At 63.6% G+C, this 16,953-nt stretch carries 15 protein-coding genes; 6 read left to right on the plus strand and 9 right to left on the minus strand.

All coding sequences use genetic code 11. The features are described 5' to 3' along the window. Nucleotides 1-2: 2 nt before the first annotated feature. Both AHA_RS11835 and AHA_RS11840 read right to left on the minus strand, forming a co-directional pair. On the minus strand, nucleotides 3-434 hold the full coding sequence (locus tag AHA_RS11835) for a PTS sugar transporter subunit IIA (protein WP_011706184.1): 432 nt from the start codon (nucleotides 432-434) through the stop codon (nucleotides 3-5). A gap of 5 nt (nucleotides 435-439) precedes the next feature. Beyond that, entirely contained in the window at nucleotides 440-2,206 is a 1,767-nt protein-coding gene (locus AHA_RS11840) for a class I mannose-6-phosphate isomerase (RefSeq protein WP_011706185.1), read from the minus strand. Between the two features lie 212 nt (nucleotides 2,207-2,418). Between AHA_RS11840 and AHA_RS11845 the strand changes: the two genes are divergently transcribed. Further along, on the plus strand, nucleotides 2,419-3,426 hold the full coding sequence (locus tag AHA_RS11845; RefSeq protein WP_016350646.1) for a LacI family DNA-binding transcriptional regulator: 1,008 nt from the start codon (nucleotides 2,419-2,421) through the stop codon (nucleotides 3,424-3,426). 21 nt (nucleotides 3,427-3,447) lie between these two features. On the opposite strand, the gene AHA_RS11850 is transcribed toward AHA_RS11845, so the two are convergent. The 4 genes from AHA_RS11850 to fruB form a co-directional block, all read right to left on the minus strand. Continuing rightward, nucleotides 3,448-4,017: a glucose-6-phosphate isomerase gene (locus AHA_RS11850; protein ID WP_011706187.1), complete on the minus strand. Its 570-nt coding sequence runs from the start codon at nucleotides 4,015-4,017 to the stop codon at nucleotides 3,448-3,450. Between the two features lie 188 nt (nucleotides 4,018-4,205). Then, a complete protein-coding gene (gene fruA, locus AHA_RS11855) occupies nucleotides 4,206-5,930 on the minus strand; it encodes a PTS fructose transporter subunit IIBC (RefSeq protein ID WP_011706188.1) in 1,725 nt (574 codons plus the stop codon). After that, nucleotides 5,927-6,916, minus strand: a complete 990-nt coding sequence (gene pfkB, locus AHA_RS11860; RefSeq protein WP_011706189.1) for a 1-phosphofructokinase — start codon at nucleotides 6,914-6,916, stop codon at nucleotides 5,927-5,929. The genes fruA and pfkB overlap by 4 nt, the downstream gene beginning before the upstream one ends. After that, nucleotides 6,916-8,016 carry a fused PTS fructose transporter subunit IIA/HPr protein gene (gene fruB, locus AHA_RS11865; RefSeq protein WP_011706190.1) on the minus strand — a complete coding sequence of 367 codons (1,101 nt, stop codon included), beginning with the start codon at nucleotides 8,014-8,016 and terminating at the stop codon, nucleotides 6,916-6,918. Before fruB ends, pfkB begins: the two co-directional genes overlap by 1 nt. Nucleotides 8,017-8,321: 305 nt before the next feature. Here fruB and cra point away from each other — a divergent pair, with 305 nt between their 5' ends. The 4 genes from cra to AHA_RS11885 all read left to right on the plus strand — a co-directional run bounded on the left by cra (nucleotide 8,322) and on the right by AHA_RS11885 (nucleotide 12,163). Further along, nucleotides 8,322-9,308, plus strand: coding sequence for a catabolite repressor/activator (gene cra, locus AHA_RS11870; protein ID WP_017410145.1), 987 nt, complete (start codon nucleotides 8,322-8,324; stop codon nucleotides 9,306-9,308). A 306-nt stretch (nucleotides 9,309-9,614) separates the two neighbouring features. Further along, entirely contained in the window at nucleotides 9,615-10,808 is a 1,194-nt protein-coding gene (locus tag AHA_RS11875; RefSeq protein ID WP_011706192.1) for an aromatic amino acid transport family protein, read from the plus strand. 261 nt (nucleotides 10,809-11,069) lie between these two features. Continuing rightward, complete coding sequence (locus AHA_RS11880) at nucleotides 11,070-11,474, plus strand: antitoxin Xre-like helix-turn-helix domain-containing protein (protein WP_011706193.1); 405 nt, start codon at nucleotides 11,070-11,072, stop codon at nucleotides 11,472-11,474. Then, nucleotides 11,474-12,163 (plus strand): RES family NAD+ phosphorylase, encoded by a 690-nt coding sequence (locus AHA_RS11885; protein ID WP_011706194.1) that lies wholly within the window; start codon nucleotides 11,474-11,476, stop codon nucleotides 12,161-12,163. Before AHA_RS11880 ends, AHA_RS11885 begins: the two co-directional genes overlap by 1 nt. Before the next feature lie 106 nt (nucleotides 12,164-12,269). On the opposite strand, the gene AHA_RS11890 is transcribed toward AHA_RS11885, so the two are convergent. Continuing rightward, complete coding sequence (locus tag AHA_RS11890; protein WP_011706195.1) at nucleotides 12,270-13,670, minus strand: DEAD/DEAH box helicase; 1,401 nt, start codon at nucleotides 13,668-13,670, stop codon at nucleotides 12,270-12,272. A 323-nt stretch (nucleotides 13,671-13,993) separates the two neighbouring features. On the opposite strand from AHA_RS11890, the gene AHA_RS11895 reads away from it, so the two are divergent. Continuing rightward, nucleotides 13,994-14,809, plus strand: coding sequence for a substrate-binding periplasmic protein (locus AHA_RS11895; protein ID WP_011706196.1), 816 nt, complete (start codon nucleotides 13,994-13,996; stop codon nucleotides 14,807-14,809). A 100-nt stretch (nucleotides 14,810-14,909) separates the two neighbouring features. On the opposite strand, the gene aroC is transcribed toward AHA_RS11895, so the two are convergent. Both aroC and prmB read right to left on the minus strand, forming a co-directional pair. Beyond that, nucleotides 14,910-15,998: a chorismate synthase gene (gene aroC, locus AHA_RS11900; protein ID WP_011706197.1), complete on the minus strand. Its 1,089-nt coding sequence runs from the start codon at nucleotides 15,996-15,998 to the stop codon at nucleotides 14,910-14,912. A 12-nt stretch (nucleotides 15,999-16,010) separates the two neighbouring features. Next, nucleotides 16,011-16,946, minus strand: coding sequence for a 50S ribosomal protein L3 N(5)-glutamine methyltransferase (gene prmB / locus AHA_RS11905; RefSeq protein WP_011706198.1), 936 nt, complete (start codon nucleotides 16,944-16,946; stop codon nucleotides 16,011-16,013). Between the last annotated feature and the right edge of the window lie 7 nt (nucleotides 16,947-16,953).

Consider the following 16,953-nt stretch of genomic DNA (forward strand, 5'->3'; position numbering starts at 1 on the left):
TCCTAGAAGTTGTCATCTTGCTGGTGCGCAACCGCCGGGGCCGCGATCACCATGGATTCCAGCGCCTGGGCCAGCAACTGGCGGGCCGCCTCATGCACATCCACGGCATCCAGCAGCTCGGCGCTCATCAGCAGCATGGGGAAGTTGACTCCGGTCACCACCGCCAGCGGCTGTGGCCATTCGGGGTCAAACGCGCAGCGGCACGCCACGTTGTAGGGGGTGCCGCACTCCATGTCGCACAGCACCAGCACCCCGTCAGCCCCCGCGCCATGGCGGCGCAGGGTCTGTGCAAACTCGGAGCGAAAGGCCTCGATCCCCCCCTCTTCGGTGAGGGAGACGATCGCCACCGCGGGCAGCTCGCCGTAGACCATGCTGGCGCTGGCCAGCAGGGCCGGCGCCAGTGAACCATGGGTTGCGATAAGGATCCTCAGCATCTTGGTTACCCCCTCACATAGGCCTTGATGGTGGCGATGGTCGCCCCTTCACTCTCGCCGCTCGGGCGGATGCGATAACGCCCTACCGAGGCTGGGACGATGAAGGTCTCGGCGTAGTGCACCACAAACGGTGCGAACGCATGGTCGGGACTCTCCACCGTCGCCTCTCGTCCCTCAATCAGATTGAGTACCTGCACGGTACCACCGGTGTCGTGCTCCACCGGCACGCTGAACCAGTGGCGACGAGTCTCGATGAATTCCCGCTCGTGCAGCCCGGTGCGCTCCTCGCGCCAGCCCGGCCCCTCGGCAATGGGCTCGATGCGATTGACCAGATGTTCGCGGGTCCAGTCGGTGTCGCGCTCCCACTGGATCACCTTGCTGCCATGCGCCAGATGGATGGGGCGCGGGATACCGTCGAGCCCGACCCGGCCCCAGTCCCACAGCTTGAAGGTGAAGATGTAGGGGGTGGCGCTGATCTCGAGCACCATGGCTCCCTCCCCCGAGCAGTGGATGGTCCCGGCCGGGATCAAAAAATGATCGTGCTGGCGGGCCGGGAAGCGGTTGATGAAGCGCTCATCATCGAAGGGCTTCTCGCCGCGCTGGGCGGCGGCCAGATCCGCCAGCATCGCCTGCGGGTCGATGCCGGTGCGGGTACCGAGATAGACGCAAGAGCCCGGCTTGGCATCGAGCAGGTAGTAGCTCTCGTCCTGGGTGTAGTGCATGCCGAACTCCTGCTGGATGTATTCGGTCAGCGGATGCACCTGCAGGCTGAGCGGCTGCCCCCCCACCGTGTCGAGAAAATCGAACCGGATCGGGAACTCGGCGCCAAAGCGGGCGTGTACCCGCTCCCCAAGCAGGGCGCTGGGCTGGCACAGCACCAGGTTTTGCGACGGGATCTCCACCCGCACCTCGCCAATGCGCAGGTAGAGGCTGTTCTCTTCCGGTACGCAATCAAAGCACCAGGCATAGTTGGGCTGGGCCGGGTCCAGATCGCACACCTGCTTCATCCACTGCCCGCCCCAGACCCCGGGGTCGAAGAAGGGCACCACCCGAAACGGCTGGCGCGCCGCCTGATGCAACCCCGCCAGCAACGCCTGCCCCGTCACCAGGGTCGGCTTGCCTCGGGTGTTGGTGTCGAGCAGGAAATCGATGGTGGGCAGCTGGGCCAGTTTATGGCGGTCAAACACCCGCCACTCGATGAAGAAGGCGCGCTTGTAGCGGCGCAGTATGTCCTCCTCCTCATTGCCGGCCCCCCAGTTGCCCAGCTCCTTGCGCCGCAGTCGCTGCTGGATTTCCCAGCGGGCGAGATCGGCATAGACCCGCACATCCCCTCTCGCCACCAGCGAGGCGCCGCTGCCCATCACCACCACCAGGCCACGGGTTATCTCTGCGACCTGCCGCTGCAGGCGCGCCAGCGCGGCCGGGTCAAAAAACTCCACCATCTTGTGGGGGGCCAGCACGCCAAAGACCCGGTCGTCGGTGATGAAGCGTTCCAGCATCGCCAGCACTTTTGATTCCGGCAGGCGGGCCTGCTCCACCTCGATGAGCGTGTGAGGCCCAAGCCTCGCCAGCAGCTGGCTACGCAGCTCGTCCTGATCCACGCCGTGATAGCAGTCGATCACCAGCACCACCCTTGCCCCACCTTGCCCGTCTGCCGCGGCCTGCAGTCGCCGGGCTATTTCGTGCCAGCCGGCGCAGGCGGCGCCCTCATGGCCGGTGACCACCACTTCCGGGAATTTGTCGTAGTTGGAGACGTAACTCGAATGAATCATTGGCTTGCTCTCTCGTTGACACCTACGAAAGAGATAAATCGATTAACCTGTTAACCACAACCTGATAAACAAGATTAACCTCATAAAATGGTGTATTTGATCGCCAGCATGGGCGAAATATGTGATCATGACAGCAATTTCATCATGGCAAGTTAACAAGCAAAGGTTAATCGATATACCTTTGAAACCTACTCCCTGACAGGATCCATCCCATGAGCAATGTGACCGTTGCCGACATCGCCCGCCATCTGGGGGTGTCGACTGCCACCGTCTCCATGACCCTGCGCAACAAGGGGCGCATCTCCGAGCACACCCGCCAGCGGGTACTCAGGGCCATCGACGAGCTCGGCTATGTCTACAACCAGACCGCCGCCAACCTGCGCAACAAGAGCAGCAACCAGGTTGGTCTGTTGCTACACGACATCACCAACCCCTTCTATGCGGAGATGACGGCGGGCCTGAGCCGGGAGATGGAGCATCACGATCTGATGCTGTTTCTGGCCAACAGCGAGGAGTCGGCCACCCGGCAGCAGCAGTTCACCGACTCGCTGCAGCGCAACAACGCCGCCGGCATGGTGATCTGCGCCACCCAGACCACTCCCCGCAGCTTCTTCGAGAGCCTGCAACGCCGCCGCATGCCCACCATCCTGATCGTGCGACCGGTGCCGGACGTGGCGATCGACTTCGTCGGCACCGACAACTTTCTGGGCTGCCAGCTGGCAACCGAACACCTGCTGAAGCTGGGCCACCGCCACATCGCCTTTGTCGGGGGCAATCCTGCCTCCATCAGTCGTTCTCAGCGCCTCGGCGGCTACATGAGCAAGTTGCTCGAACACGGCATCTCCCCAAGGCCGGAGTGGATCATCGGCTGCGGCGCCAGCCGGGTGGAAGGCACCCGCGCCATCACGGCGCTGCTGGAACAACATCCCGAGGTGACGGCGGCGGTCTGCTATCAGGACGTGGTGGCACTCGGCGCCATTCTGGCGCTGCGCAAGTTGGGGCGGGTCATCGGTCAGGACTTTGCACTGGTGGGCTTTGACGATCTGCCGGAGACGGCGCTGGTGGACCCGCCCCTCACCACCGTCTCGGTGGCGTCGCGGGAGATCGGCCGAAAAGCCGGCGAGCTGCTGCTTGAGCGGATGGCCGGCAACGACGAACCCGCCAAGAGCATCATACTGCCCCCCACCCTGGTGGTGCGCCAATCCTGCGGCAGCCCCTAGCGGGCCGCCGCACGCGCGGTTTCAAGTGGCTTGCCCAGCAGAAGTGACAATGCGGGGCGTGCCATCCTCCCCGGCCAGCACCCGCAGGTCAAAGCCGCGCGCTCCCAGCGCACCGTAATCGTGGCCGGCGACGGCGGGCCAGACCGCCAGCGCCGAGAGCTGCGTCTCGCCGGTATTGATGAGTCGATGGGCCACATGGCCTGGGATATGGTGCACGCTGCCGGCAAAGACCCGCTCCAGCCGGCAGACACCGGCCATATCCTGCAGCAGCAACACCCCCTGCCCGCACAACCCGAAGTAGTATTCCGCCTGCTCGGCGCGAGCATGGAGATGACCGCGGGTCATGAAGAACTCCTGGCCAACCCGGCCCGCCTCCAGATAGGTGACCCCCATGTTGAGATCCCCCTCGCCGCCATGGCCAGGCAACATGGCAACCCGATAGAGCCGTGTCTCTGACGGGAGCGCCGCCTCGGCATGCGGGTCAACAAAGAGGCCCTGCAGGTCGGCCAGGGTGGTGCTCTTTTCCACCAGCTCGGCGCCAGCGAGTCTACCGGTCGCAAAGTCAAGAATGGGGGGGATCATGGGGATCATCATCTGCTCCTGGGGATCGGGTTATCGACAGGCGCGTCGGCGCCCTTCGGTGTCCCACGCTAGAGGGTTAATCCATTAACCACAAGCCAGGTTGCCCTACCCTCGTCACTTTCTTGAACAATAAATGTGGGCAATAAAAAAGCGGCCCAAAGGCCGCTCTCTTGTATGGCGTATCGCTGGTTAGCGGATTATGCCGTGGCCAGTTTGGCCTGCTCTTCACCGCGCTTGAGCATGGCGTAGGAGACACCGGTCAGCAGCGAGCCTGCCGCAATCGCCACGATATACATCATGACGTTGCTGATGGCGTGCGGGATGAACAGCACGAACAGACCGCCGTGGGGCGCCATCAGCTCGCAACCAAACAGCATGGAGAGCGCACCGGTCAGAGCACCACCCACCATACAGGCCGGGATGACCCGCATCGGATCCTTGGCGGCAAACGGAATGGCCCCCTCGGAGATGAAGCACAGACCCAGCACGAAGGAGGCTTTACCTGCTTCCTGCTCCGCCTTGATGAACTTGGTGCGGGCCAGGAAGGTGGCGATCCCCATCCCCAGTGCCGGCACCATGCCGGCGGCCATCACGGCAGCCATGGGGGCGTAGGTTTTGGAGGCCAGCAGGCCGACCCCGAAAGCGTAAGCCGCCTTGTTGACCGGGCCACCCATGTCGAAGCACATCATGGCGCCGATGATCACACCCAGCAGCACGGCGTTGGCGGAGCCCATGTTGTTGAGGAAGGTGGTCATGGCATTCATGATGCCGGCCACCGGGCCACCCACGACGTAGATCATCACCAGGCCGGTAAACAGGCTGGCAAACAGCGGAATGATCAGGATCGGCTTGAGCGCTTCCAGGGTCACCGGCAGGCGCACCTTGTCACTCAGGTATTTGGCGCTGTAACCGGCCAGGAAACCGGCCACGATACCGCCAAGGAAACCGGCGCCCAGCGAGCTTGCCAGCATGCCGCCGATCATGCCGGGGGCGAGGCCCGGGCGGTCAGCGATGGAGTAGGCAATGTAGCCGGCCAGCACCGGGATCATCAGGGCGAAGGCGGAGCCGCCACCGATCTTCATCAGAGCCGCGGCCAGAGTGCCTTCCACCTTGAATGCCTCGATCCCGAACACGAACGAGAGCGCGATGATAAGGCCACCCGCCACCACCATCGGCAGCATGAAGGAGACACCGGTCAACAGATGCTTGTAGGGGCCTGCCTTCTCTTCTTTCTTGGGCTGGCTGGCGCCGCTGTGGCGATAGGTTTTCGCCTCGCTCCACGCCTTGTCGAGCTCGGCACGGGTTTTCTTGAGCGCCGCCCCCGTGCTGGTGCGATAGACCGGCTTGCCGTCGAAACGGGCCATGTCCACCTCGATATCGGTGGCGAGGAACACCAGATCGGCGGCTGCAATCTCCTCGGCAGTCAGGGCATTCTGGGCACCGACCGAACCCTGGGTCTCGACGCGGATCTGATGACCCAGCTGTTTGGCCATGGTCTCCAGCGCTTCTGCCGACATGAAGGTGTGGGCCACCCCGGTCGGGCACGCTGTCACCGCCACAATACGCTTGCCAGCTGCGGCGGGTTTAGCTGCGGCGGGAGCGGCTTGATGGCGATAGACGCTGGCGCCGCTGGCGGCGGCTTCCAGCAAGGCGGCCGGATCCTGCAGGGCGAGATCCATGCTGCCCTGATAGACCCGCTTGCCGTCATAGGCGGCGAGATCCACCGGAGCGCTGGCAACAACCAGCACCAGGTCGGCGGCGGCAATCTGCTCCTTGCTCGGGACCTGGCGAGGCTGCACGCTGGAGCCGACGTCGAGGGTAAGCTCCCAGCCAGCCAGTTTGGCCTGCTGTTCTATCCGTTTTGCAGCGAGAAAGCTGGTGGCAATGCCCGCCGGGCAAGCCGTAACCAAGATTGCTTTCATTGGGCATCTCCTGAGTTTTCCATTGAGGGGGTATGGCATTGAACCGGTGCCAGCGCATCCAGACGCTGTACGCGCACCTGTTCAAGCAAGGGGTTGAGCACACTGATATCGCTAAAGCCGACCGCCACCTGGCTGACCGCCAGTGCCGAGACGGCGGTAGCCAGCCGCAGGGTCTGCTCCGGCGTCCAGCCAAGGCTGAGACCATGGGCGAGACCGGCCACCAGGGAATCGCCGGCACCCACCGTGCTGACCACCTGCATGCGCGGCGGAATCGCCTGCCAGACGGCATCCGGTGCAAACCAGATGAGGCCATCGGCGCCGTTGGAGATCACCACGTTGGGGATCCCGCTGGCCTGCAGCGCGCGGGCACACTCGGCCTGCTCACTCAAAGTCTTGATGGGGCGGCCCGCCCACTGGCTCAGCTCTTCCAGATTGGGTTTGACCAGGGTCGGCGCCGCCTTGATCCCTTCGCTTAAGGCCGCGCCGCTGCAATCGAAGATCACCTGCTTGCCTCTGGCCTTGAGCAGGCGGATCAGATGGGCGCAGTAATCGGGGGCCACCCCTTTGGGCAGGCTGCCCGCCAGCACGAACCAGTCGGCGCGCGCTGCCAGTTGGTCTATGGCCTGCTCGATGGCACTCACTTCCCCTTGGTGGATGGTGAGCCCCGGCAGGTTGAGATCGGTGACCCGGCCGGATTGCTCGGAGATCTTGACGTTGATGCGGGTGCTGCCCGCCACGCGCACGAAGTGATCGGCCAGAGCACGCTCCTCGAACAGGGAGACGAAGCTCTGCTGGTTATCGGCGCCAAGCCAGCCGGTGACGCCCACCTCGCGGCCCAAGTCCTTGAGCACCATGGCGACGTTGATCCCCTTGCCCGCCGCACGCAGGTTGGCCTCGCTCACCAGGTTCACCTCGCCCAGGCTCATCGCCTCGAGACGGGTGGTGAGATCGAGCGCCGGATTGAGGGTGATGGTCACTATGTCCATCAGTGCGCCCCCTCGCCCAGCCCGGCCGCAATGGCGGCACCGATGCCCTTGAGCGCCGCTTCGGCATCCGGGCCTTCGACGCGAAACGCCAGACGGTGCCCGCACTTGACGCCAAGGCCAATCACCTTCATCAGGCTCTTGGCGGAGACCGCCTCGCCGCTGCCATCCAGATTCGCCACGCGAATATCGGATTCATACTCTTTGGCCACCTTGACCAGCATGGCGCCCGGACGGGCGTGCAACCCATGGGGGTTGATGATGGTGAAGGTATCGGAAAGACCGCTCGCGGGCCCCGCTTGCAGCATGGCCAGCCCCTCGCCCCCTGCCAGCGTAGCCAGCTGACCGGCAGCCGCCAGTTTGGCCAGGTTGTCGAGCTGCGCCAGATGGCCGCTATCTGCAGCGCACAGCAGCAGCAGGGCGCTGACCGGTTGCTCCCCTGCGTTCAGTGCAGTGCTAGGCGTTGCCAGCACCCAGCCGGTCTGGGCTGCTTGTGCCCGGGCCAGCCAGATGCCCTCGCCCAGGTAGGCGGGTTCACTTGCCAGCAGGGCGCTCACCATGGCGGCATCGCCCCAGCCGGCGGATTTGACGCGGGCGGCTGCGCCCAGCAGCAGCTGGTCGCGATCGTCGGCCGGGAAGTCGGCCAGGGCCAGGAACTGCACCTCTTTGGGCGCCGTCGCACCGGTCAGGATATTGATGATGGTGTCGGCATCGGTGGCCTCTTTCAATTGCGCCGCCGCCTGCTCATCACCCAGCACGTGGGTGAGCTGGCGCAAAATGCCCAGATGCTCGTCGGACTTGGCGGCGATGCCGATGGCGACGTAGGCGATCTGCCCCTCGTCCCACTCGATCCCCTGCGGGAACTGGGCCACCATGACGCCGGTGTTCTTCACCAGATGCCGGGTGTCGGTGGTGCCGTGGGGAATGGCGATGCCGCTGCCAAGATAGGTGGCGTGCTGCGCTTCACGCGCCAGCATGCCATCTACATATCCCGCTTCCACCAGACCGGCTTCGGTCAGTTTGCCTGCCAACAGGGCAATGGCTTCGGCCTTGGTCGCCACCGACTGCCCCAGCAGGATCTGCTGTCGCGCCAACTTCAACATAGAGATTCTCCATCAGGTGCCGGGCGGCCTGACCGTACCGGCTCATCAAACATAACCATTCGTGCCACTCGCCTGCTGACAATAGACCGGATTGCATCCCTTCGCGGGTCATACCCGGTTTTTATGCCCGGCCATCGATTGTCTGCTGACAAGCTGAATCGTTTCACTTACACTCAGACTGAATCGTTTCAGCGAATTGATCAAGTACCCACAAAGAGTGCTTTTCAATGATATGATCCCGCGCACACTTTTCGGTGCCCTCACCAGGCAGTGCCCGTGGGCCTTGCAACTCAAACAGAGCCAACATGATGAAACTGGATGAAATCGCCGCCCTCGCCGGTGTCTCGCGCACCACGGCCAGCTATGTGATCAATGGCAAGGCCGACCAATACCGCATCAGCCAGGCCACCCGCGACAAGGTGATGGCGGTGGTCACCGCCCACAACTACCAGCCGGACAGCCGCGCCGCCTCCCTGCGCGGTGGCCAGACCAAGACCCTGGGCTTCATCCTGCCCGACCTGGAGAACGCCAGTTACGCCAAGCTCGCCAAACGGCTGGAGCAAGGGGCGCGGGTACAGGGTTATCAGCTGCTGATCGTCTGCTCGGAAGATGACCCCGCCACCGAAAAAGAACTGGCCGAGATGCTGGCCAGCCGCCACGTGGATGCCTTGCTGGTGGCCAGTTGCCTGCCACCCGAAGATCCCTTCTACCTCGGCCTGCAGACGCGCGGCATCCAGGTGCTCGCCATCGACCGGGCCATGGCGGCCGACAAGTTCGTCACCGTGGCCAGCGAAAACCAGAAGGCAAGCTGCGATCTCACCGCCTCCCTGCTCTCGCCGGCAATCAAGCACATCGCCCTGATCACCGCGCTGCCGGCGCTCACGATCAGCCGGGAACGCAAAGCGGGCTTCGAGCAGGCCGTCGCCAGCCACAGCACGGCTTGCCATCTGTGTGAAGGGGCCCACTTCTCCCGCGCCGAGGGCTACCGCCTGATCAAGACGCTGCATCAGCAGCTCGGCCAGCTGCCCCAGGCACTGGTAGCCACCTCCTACATCCTGATGGAGGGGGTGCTCGACTATCTGCTGGAACAGGAGACCGACATGAGCCGGCTGGCCATGGCCACCTTCGGCGACGATCGCCTGCTCGATTTTCTCCCCTTCGGCATCAACTCCCTGCCCCAGCAACACGATGCCCTCGCCAGCCAGGCGCTGGAGCTGGCCCTCAAGGCGATTGGCGGTGAATATCAGTGCGGGCTGCACTATGTGAGCCGTACCCTCAAGCGCCGCCGCTAATCCTCTCTGCATCGCGCGCCGCTGCGACCAGGTTCGCAGCGGCGCGTTTTTTCACCAGTCAAAGCGCACTCCTGTCATCTTTTATTTCCACTTATTCTGCCCACCCAGTACAAAATCCGCCTTTACACGCTTGTATCCAACATTTTAATTCGCTAAGTTGGCAACCATCTTTTACAACCAGCGGATTTTTCGTAACGATGGGTTCACTCCGATATTGCTAGCCTCCGGTCTCGACCCCGGAGGCGCCTTGCCAACACCTCATATGCCTGCTGCGCACGGCGCAGTTTCTCGATTCGGATGGACACCATGAATACCAAAACCCTGGGATGTACCCTGTTGATTGCCGGCACCACCATAGGCGCCGGCATGCTGGCCCTGCCGCTGGCCTCCTCCTCCCTTGGCGGGCCCGCCACCCTGCTGCTGATGATCGGCCTCTGGGGCCTGATGGCCTTTACCGCCATGCTGCAGGTGGAAGCCAGCCTCAACACCGGCAAGTGGTACCTGCACCAGCTGGCGGATCACCTCCTCGGCCCCTGGGGCAAGCGCATTGCCTCCTTCTGCATCCTGATGCTGTTCTACTCGCTGGCCTCCGCCTACATCAGCGGCGGCAGCAGCCTGCTGGCCCAGGCGCTGGCCGATGCCGGCCTGCCCCTCAGCCAGGAGCAGGCGGCCTGGGCCTTTACCCTGCTGTTTGGCGGCATGGTCTGCGTCGGCACCAAACAGGTGGATTACCTCAACCGACTGATGTTCACCGTCAAGCTGGTGATCATGGTGGCCGTCCTCGGGCTACTGCTGCCGCGCGCCGAGGGGCAGCACCTGCTCTCCATGCCGCTCGGTCAGGGCTTGTTGCTGGCAGGCCTGCCGGTCATCTTCACCTCGTTCGGTTTTCACGGCTCCATCCCGAGCGTGATGCTCTACCTGGGGGACTGCCCCAAGCAGCTGCGCCGGGTCTTCGTGTGGGGCTCCGCCCTGCCGCTCATCCTCTACGTGCTGTGGCAAATCGCCATCCTGGGGCTGCTCGGTCAGCAATCTCTGATCCAGACCGGCGGGGCGCTGGACAGCCTGCTGGCCAACGTCGGCAATCTGGTGAGCTGGCCCGCCTTCAACCAGGCGATGCACCTGTTCGCCGATCTGGCGCTGGCCACCTCCTTCCTCGGGGTGACGCTGGGACTGTTCGACTTCATGGCCAAGGTGACCCATCGCAAGGACAACTGGCAGGGCCGCACCCAGACCGGCCTCATCACCTTCGTGCCGCCCCTGCTGTTTGCCCTCTACTTCCCGCAGGGCTTCATCATGGCGCTCGGCTACGCCGCCATCGCGCTGGCAGTGCTGGCGGTGCTGCTGCCGGTGGCCCTGGTGTGGCAGAGCCGCAAGCGGGCCGAGGCGCACCACTACCGCGCCCCGGGTGGCGTGCTGGCCCTGGGCCTTGCCGGCGCCATGGGCGTGCTGATCGTCGGTGTGCAGATAAGCGTCAGCATGGGGCTGCTGCCCGCGCTCTAAGCCAGAGCCGGTATTGCATGTCCCAATAGCAAAAGCGCAAAAGCCCCGCCAACCCAGTTGGCGGGGCTTTTTCTATGCCATCGGTATATGCCATCGATATAAAGGGGTCCGCCTGCGCGGTGATCATCTCCCTGATGCATCAAACGTTCACACATGTACCATTTGTCGACACCCTGTATATATGTGAACAATCCTTGTACACTGATAACAGATCGCCTTCTTGGCAACAGAACACACGCTCAATCCAACAAGGAGCCTGACATGGTCGCAACCGCACACCTTCAACGGCAAGATTGCGCCATTGATCCCAGCAAGGCGCTGCCGGTGGTGTTTCGCATCCTGGACAAATGGCAGTGCAACACAGATGAACAGTTGCGACTGCTCGGCATCTCTTCGCGTTCAACTTTGAACAAGTACAAGGAGTCCCACGGCGGGATCAGACTGAGTGCGGATCTGCAGGAGCGAATGAGCTACCTGCTCAACATTCACAAGAGCCTGCGGGTGCTGTTCAGCGCGGACGAGAGCATCTATGGCTGGGTGCGCAAGTCCAACAGTCACCCCTTCTTCGCCGGCCGCAGCGCCATGGAGGTGATGCAGGGTGGCCGCGTGGCCGATCTCTATGAGGTCGCTATCCGCCTGCACGCCTGGCGCGGAGGCATAGCCTGATGCAGACTCCCCCGCAGCGTGCATTCAAGGACGAGTCAGCCTACCGGATCATCCCGAGCCGCTACCCCACCATCTGCCTCTATGAGGACGTGGCCAACGCCGACGAACTGGAGGCGGTCTGGGCCATCGAGGCACTGACCAACGACAGGCTGAAGGAAGAGGCCGGCGAGCTGACGCGGGTGCCGAAAGCGGACTGGCTGGTGGGCTTGGCTGGTGGCAGCCATGTGATGGCCGCCTTCACCCACCTCAATCCGGAGGGGGCCCGCTTCACCACCGGCGATTTCGGCGGTTATTACTGCGCCCCCAGCCTCGACACCGCCATCAAGGAGACGGTCTACCACCAGGAGCGCGTCTTCGGCTACACCCGTGAACCCGCCCAGAAGGTGCAGATGCGGGTGATCCATGCCGAGTTCAGCGCCAGCCTGGTTGACATTACCGGCGAAGCCTTTCTCGCCACACCGCTCTACCATGCGACCGACTACGGATATTCCCAGGCCTTCGCCCGCGAGCAGAAAGCCCTGGATGTGGACGGCATCTGTTACCGCTCGGTGCGCCACAGCGGCCACGATTGCTACCTGCTCTATCGCCCGCGCCTGGTCAACCGCGTTCATCAGCCCCGCCATCTGGAGTACCACTGGAACGGCAGCGCCATCGCCAACGTGCTGCAGATCACCCTCTATGGCGAGTGACCGGCACTGCCCGCCTCACTCGACCGATTCCCGGATATAGAAAAGCCCCGCCAGAGTGGCGGGGCTTTTTACATCAACCGAGCGAGGGAGCAGGCTCCCAGGCCGCTTACTGGTTGTGGGTAGCGCGGCGAGGACGACGAGCCTGAGCCGGTTTGCCGGCGCCGCCTTCCGGGCGCTGACCGCCCTGGGGCTTGGGCTTGCCACCGTTGCCGGAGCGGTTACCGCCGCCATTGCCACCGTTGGCAGAGCGACCGGCACCCTGACGCTGGCCTTGGCCTTGCGGGCGTGGCGCACGGCGCTGCTCGCTCGGATCGCGCGGCTCTTTGCGCAGCGGCGCGCCGATGCCGCGGGCGATGTTGTCGAGGGTCTCGCGGGAGGCTTCAAAACCGGCCACCTGCTCGCACGGAATGTTCTGCTTGGTCAGCCGCTCGATGGCCTTGATGAGCTTGCCTTCATCGGCCGCGACCAGGGAGATGGCATGACCGGCGGCGCCGGCACGGCCGGTACGACCGATGCGGTGCACGTAATCTTCCGCCACGTTCGGCAGCTCGAAGTTGACTACCTGCGGCAGCTTGTCGATGTCCAGGCCACGGGCGGCGATGTCGGTCGCCACCAGCACCTTGACGCTGCCATCCTTGAAACCGGCCAGGGCGCGGGTACGGGCACCCTGGCTCTTGTTGCCGTGGATGGCGGCGGCGCTGACGCCGTTCTTGTCGAGGGTCTCGGCAACGCGGTTGGCCATGTGCTTGGTACGGGTGAACACCAGCACCTGCTGCCAGTTGTTGCTGGTGACCAGGTGGCTCAGCAGGGCAATCTTGTTGGCCTTGTCACAGGGGTGCACCAGCTGCTCGATACGCTCGGCGGTGCTGTTGCGCGGAGCGACTTCGATCACCGCCGGGTTGTCCAGCAGACCGGTGGCCAGCTCGCGGATCTCGTCGGCGAAGGTGGCGGAGAACAGCAGGTTCTGGCGCTTCTTCGGCAGCAGGGCCAGGATGCGGCGGATGTCGCGGATAAAGCCCATGTCGAGCATGCGATCCGCTTCGTCCAGCACCAGGATTTCCACTTCGTCAAACTTGACGGCGTTCTGGTTGTAGAGATCCATCAGGCGGCCCGGGCAGGCCACCAGCACGTCCAGACCACGGCGGGTGGCCATCATCTGTGGGTTGATGCTCACGCCGCCAAATACCACGTGGCTGCGGATCGGCAGGTGTTTGCCGTAGTTGCGCACGCTCTCGCCCACCTGGGCGGCCAGCTCGCGGGTCGGGGTCAGCACCAGGGCACGGATGCGATTCGGGGAGACCTTGCGCTTGCTTTCAGTCAGACGCTGCAGCATCGGCAGGGTAAAACCTGCGGTCTTGCCGGTCCCGGTCTGGGCGGCGGCCATCAGATCACGGCCAGCCAGTACCGCCGGGATCGCTTGTTGCTGAATGGGAGACGGGGTGTCGTAGCCTTGCTCGGCAACGGCACGCAACAAGGGTTCGGCCAGACCGAGGGAAGTAAAACTCATAGTTACCTGCTAGGGATAGGGGCGCCGACAATCCGGGATGGGGCTCCTCTGCTGAGCCGATGCCATCTCGCCAGACTCGGGCCTGTTGAGAACACAACGATTTCCCCGGGGAGCAGAGCAAAGGGGAAAGAATAGGGGCGCAGTCTAACGGAGTTATTGAGGAGAAACGAGAAAAATGTGACGTTCCTCCCAGCATGTTTGCCAAAAGCAGGTCACCGTCCCGCCCGGAAAAGCCGCTCAAGAACTCATTCGAATCAGGCTATGCTTGATGCCAGATAACGGCGATACCGCCGCATCCGTCCTGTACAAGGAGGTTCAGGTTCATGCGTGTTCATTTTCTGTCGGCCGCCCCTGGCTGGCTCTTGCTCTCCCTGCTGGCAGTTGGGTTCTGTCTGCCGCTGCAGGCCGAGCCCAGGCTGTCGGTGGCCTGGAGCCACTGGCCCCCGTTCAGTTACATCAATCCCCAGGGGACGCTGGATGGGCTGGACGTCACCCTGACCCGCCAGATCCTGAGTCAGGCGGGGCTGGAATCCCACTTTCGCAACCTGCCCTGGGCCAGGGCCATCCATCTGCTCGAGCAGCAACAGCTGGACGTGGCCATGGGGGCGCTCGATACGCCGGAGCGGCGCGCCTTTGCCCGCTTCTCGGTGCCCTATCGGCGCAGTACCTTCGTGCTGCTGAGCAACAACCCCATCCCGGGCCAGCGAGATCCCTGGCTGGCGGTGTCAGACCTGTCGCAGCTTTGCCAGCAAAGCCAGCTGCGTCTTGGCAAGCTGCGCGGCACCCGCCCCATCCAGCTGATGGAAGCGTGCCCCGCCCTCAAGCAGGCGAGCGAATACAACGCCGATGACCGACTGGTCGAGCTGCTGCTGGCCCGCCGGCTGGACGGCGTCATCATGGAGTGGCAATACGCCCGCTACCGGCTGCAACAGCTGGGGGCCGACGGCTTTATCCGCTGTCAGTTGCTGCTCCATCACCAACCGGTCAGCCTGATGTTTGCCAACTCGGCCATCACCGATGCGCAGCTCGCCCGGGTCAATGAGGTGATTGCCGGCCTGCCACCACCCGGCCGTGACGTGGCACCGCCCCCCTGCCGGCTCGACAACCCGGCGGCTGAGCAGGTGACACCCGGTCAGTGATCCTGCGCGATGAAGGCCCATGAAAAAGGCGACCCTGAGGTCGCCTTTTGACTGTGTCTGTGGCTGCACCACTCGATCAGCCGAGCAGTGAACAGGCCGATCAGCGCAGTTGCGGGGTATGGGTCAGCACGCCCTGGTTCTGGGCACGGTGGCGCAGCAGGTGATCCATCAGCACCAGTGCCAGCATCGCCTCGGCGATGGGCACGGCGCGGATGCCGACGCAAGGATCGTGACGACCCTTGGTGATCATCTCGGTGGCCTCACCCTCGGTGGTGATGGTCTTGCCCGGTACCGTGATGCTGGAGGTGGGCTTGAGCGCCATACTCACCACGATATCCTGACCCGATGAGATGCCGCCCAGAATGCCGCCCGCATGGTTGCTGGCAAAGCCGGCCGGGGTCATCTCGTCGCGGTGCTCGGAGCCTTTTTGCTCCACCACCGCGAACCCGTCACCGATCTCCACCCCTTTCACCGCATTGATGCCCATCATGGCGTGGGCGATGTCGGCGTCGAGCCGATCGAACACCGGCTCACCCAATCCCACCGGCACATTGCTGGCGATGACCTGCACCTTGGCACCGATGCTGTTGCCCTCTTTTTTCAGGTCGCGCATGTATTGATCGAGCGCTTCCAGCTTGCCCGCATCGGGGAAGAAGAAGGGATTCTGCTCGATCTGCGCCGCATCGAAGGCTTCTGCCTTGATGGGGCCGAGCTGGGAGAGGAAACCGGTGATCTCGATGCCGTGTACCTGTTTCAGGTACTTCTTGGCAATGGCTCCCGCCGCCACCCGCATGGCGGTTTCACGGGCGGAGGAGCGACCGCCGCCGCGATAGTCGCGCTGGCCGTACTTCTGGTGATAGGTGTAGTCGGCGTGGCCCGGGCGGAACAAGTCCTTGATGTCGGAGTAGTCCTTGGAGCGCTGATCGGTGTTCTCGATCAAGAGCCCGATGGAGGTGCCGGTGGTCTTGCCCTCGAACACCCCGGAGAGGATCTTCACCTCGTCCGGCTCGCGGCGCGGCGTGGTGTAGCGGGAGGTGCCGGGCTTGCGCCGGTCCAGATCCCCCTGCAGATCCGCTTCGCTGATCTCCAGTCCCGGCGGGCAGCCGTCGACCACGGCGCCCAGCGCCAGGCCGTGGCTCTCGCCGAAGGTCGTCACACGAAAGAGTTGGCCGAAACTGTTCCCTGCCATGAGTGCTCCTGCTTAGCTCTTGTAAATCGCGAAATAGTCCTGGTATTGCACCAGATCGGCACGGCTCATCACGAACACGCCGTGACCGCCGTTCTCGAACTCGACCCAGGTAAAGGGCACGTCCGGGAACTGGGCTTCCAGATGGATCATGCTGTTGCCCACTTCGACCACCAGCACGCCGTCCTCTTTGAGGAAGTCGGCGGCATTGGCCAGCAGGCGCTTGGTGAGCTTGAGGCCGTCGGAGCCGGAGGCCAGCGCCAGCTCGGGTTCGTGACGAAACTCGTCCGGCAGATCCGACATGTCTTCGGAATCCACATAGGGCGGGTTGGAAACGATGAGATCGTACTTGTCGCCGACCGGCAGATCGCGAAACAGATCGGAGCGGATCGGGATGACCTGCTGCTCCAGCCCGTGATCGTTGATGTTGCGCTCGGCCACGTTGAGGGCATCGACGCTGATGTCGATGGCATCCACTTCGGCTTCCGGGAACTCGTGGGCCATGATGATGGCGATGCAGCCGGAGCCGGTGCACAAGTCCATGATCCGGGTCGGTTCATGCTTGAGGAAGGGGGCGAAGCGGTTGGCCACCATCTCGGCGATGGGGGAACGGGGAATCAGCACCCGCTCGTCCACGTAGAACTCCCAGCCGGCATACCAGGCCTTGTTGGTCAGGTAGGCGGCCGGTACCCGCTCCTGCACGCGGCGGATGATGAGCTCGGCGATGCGGTGCCGTTCGCTGGTGGTCAGACGGGAGTGGCGCATGCCCGGATCCACGTCCGGCGGCAGATGTAGCGCGGGCAGTACCAGCTGCACGGCTTCATCCCAGGCGTTGTCGGTACCATGTCCGTAGAAGATCCCGGCGTCGTTGAAACGACTCATGGCCCAGCGCAACATGTCCTGGATGGTGTGCATCTCGGCAACCACCTCATCGATAAATATCTTGTCCAAATCCACC

It is taken from the genome of Aeromonas hydrophila subsp. hydrophila ATCC 7966 (genome assembly GCF_000014805.1).
GTDB lineage: Bacteria > Pseudomonadota > Gammaproteobacteria > Enterobacterales > Aeromonadaceae > Aeromonas > Aeromonas hydrophila.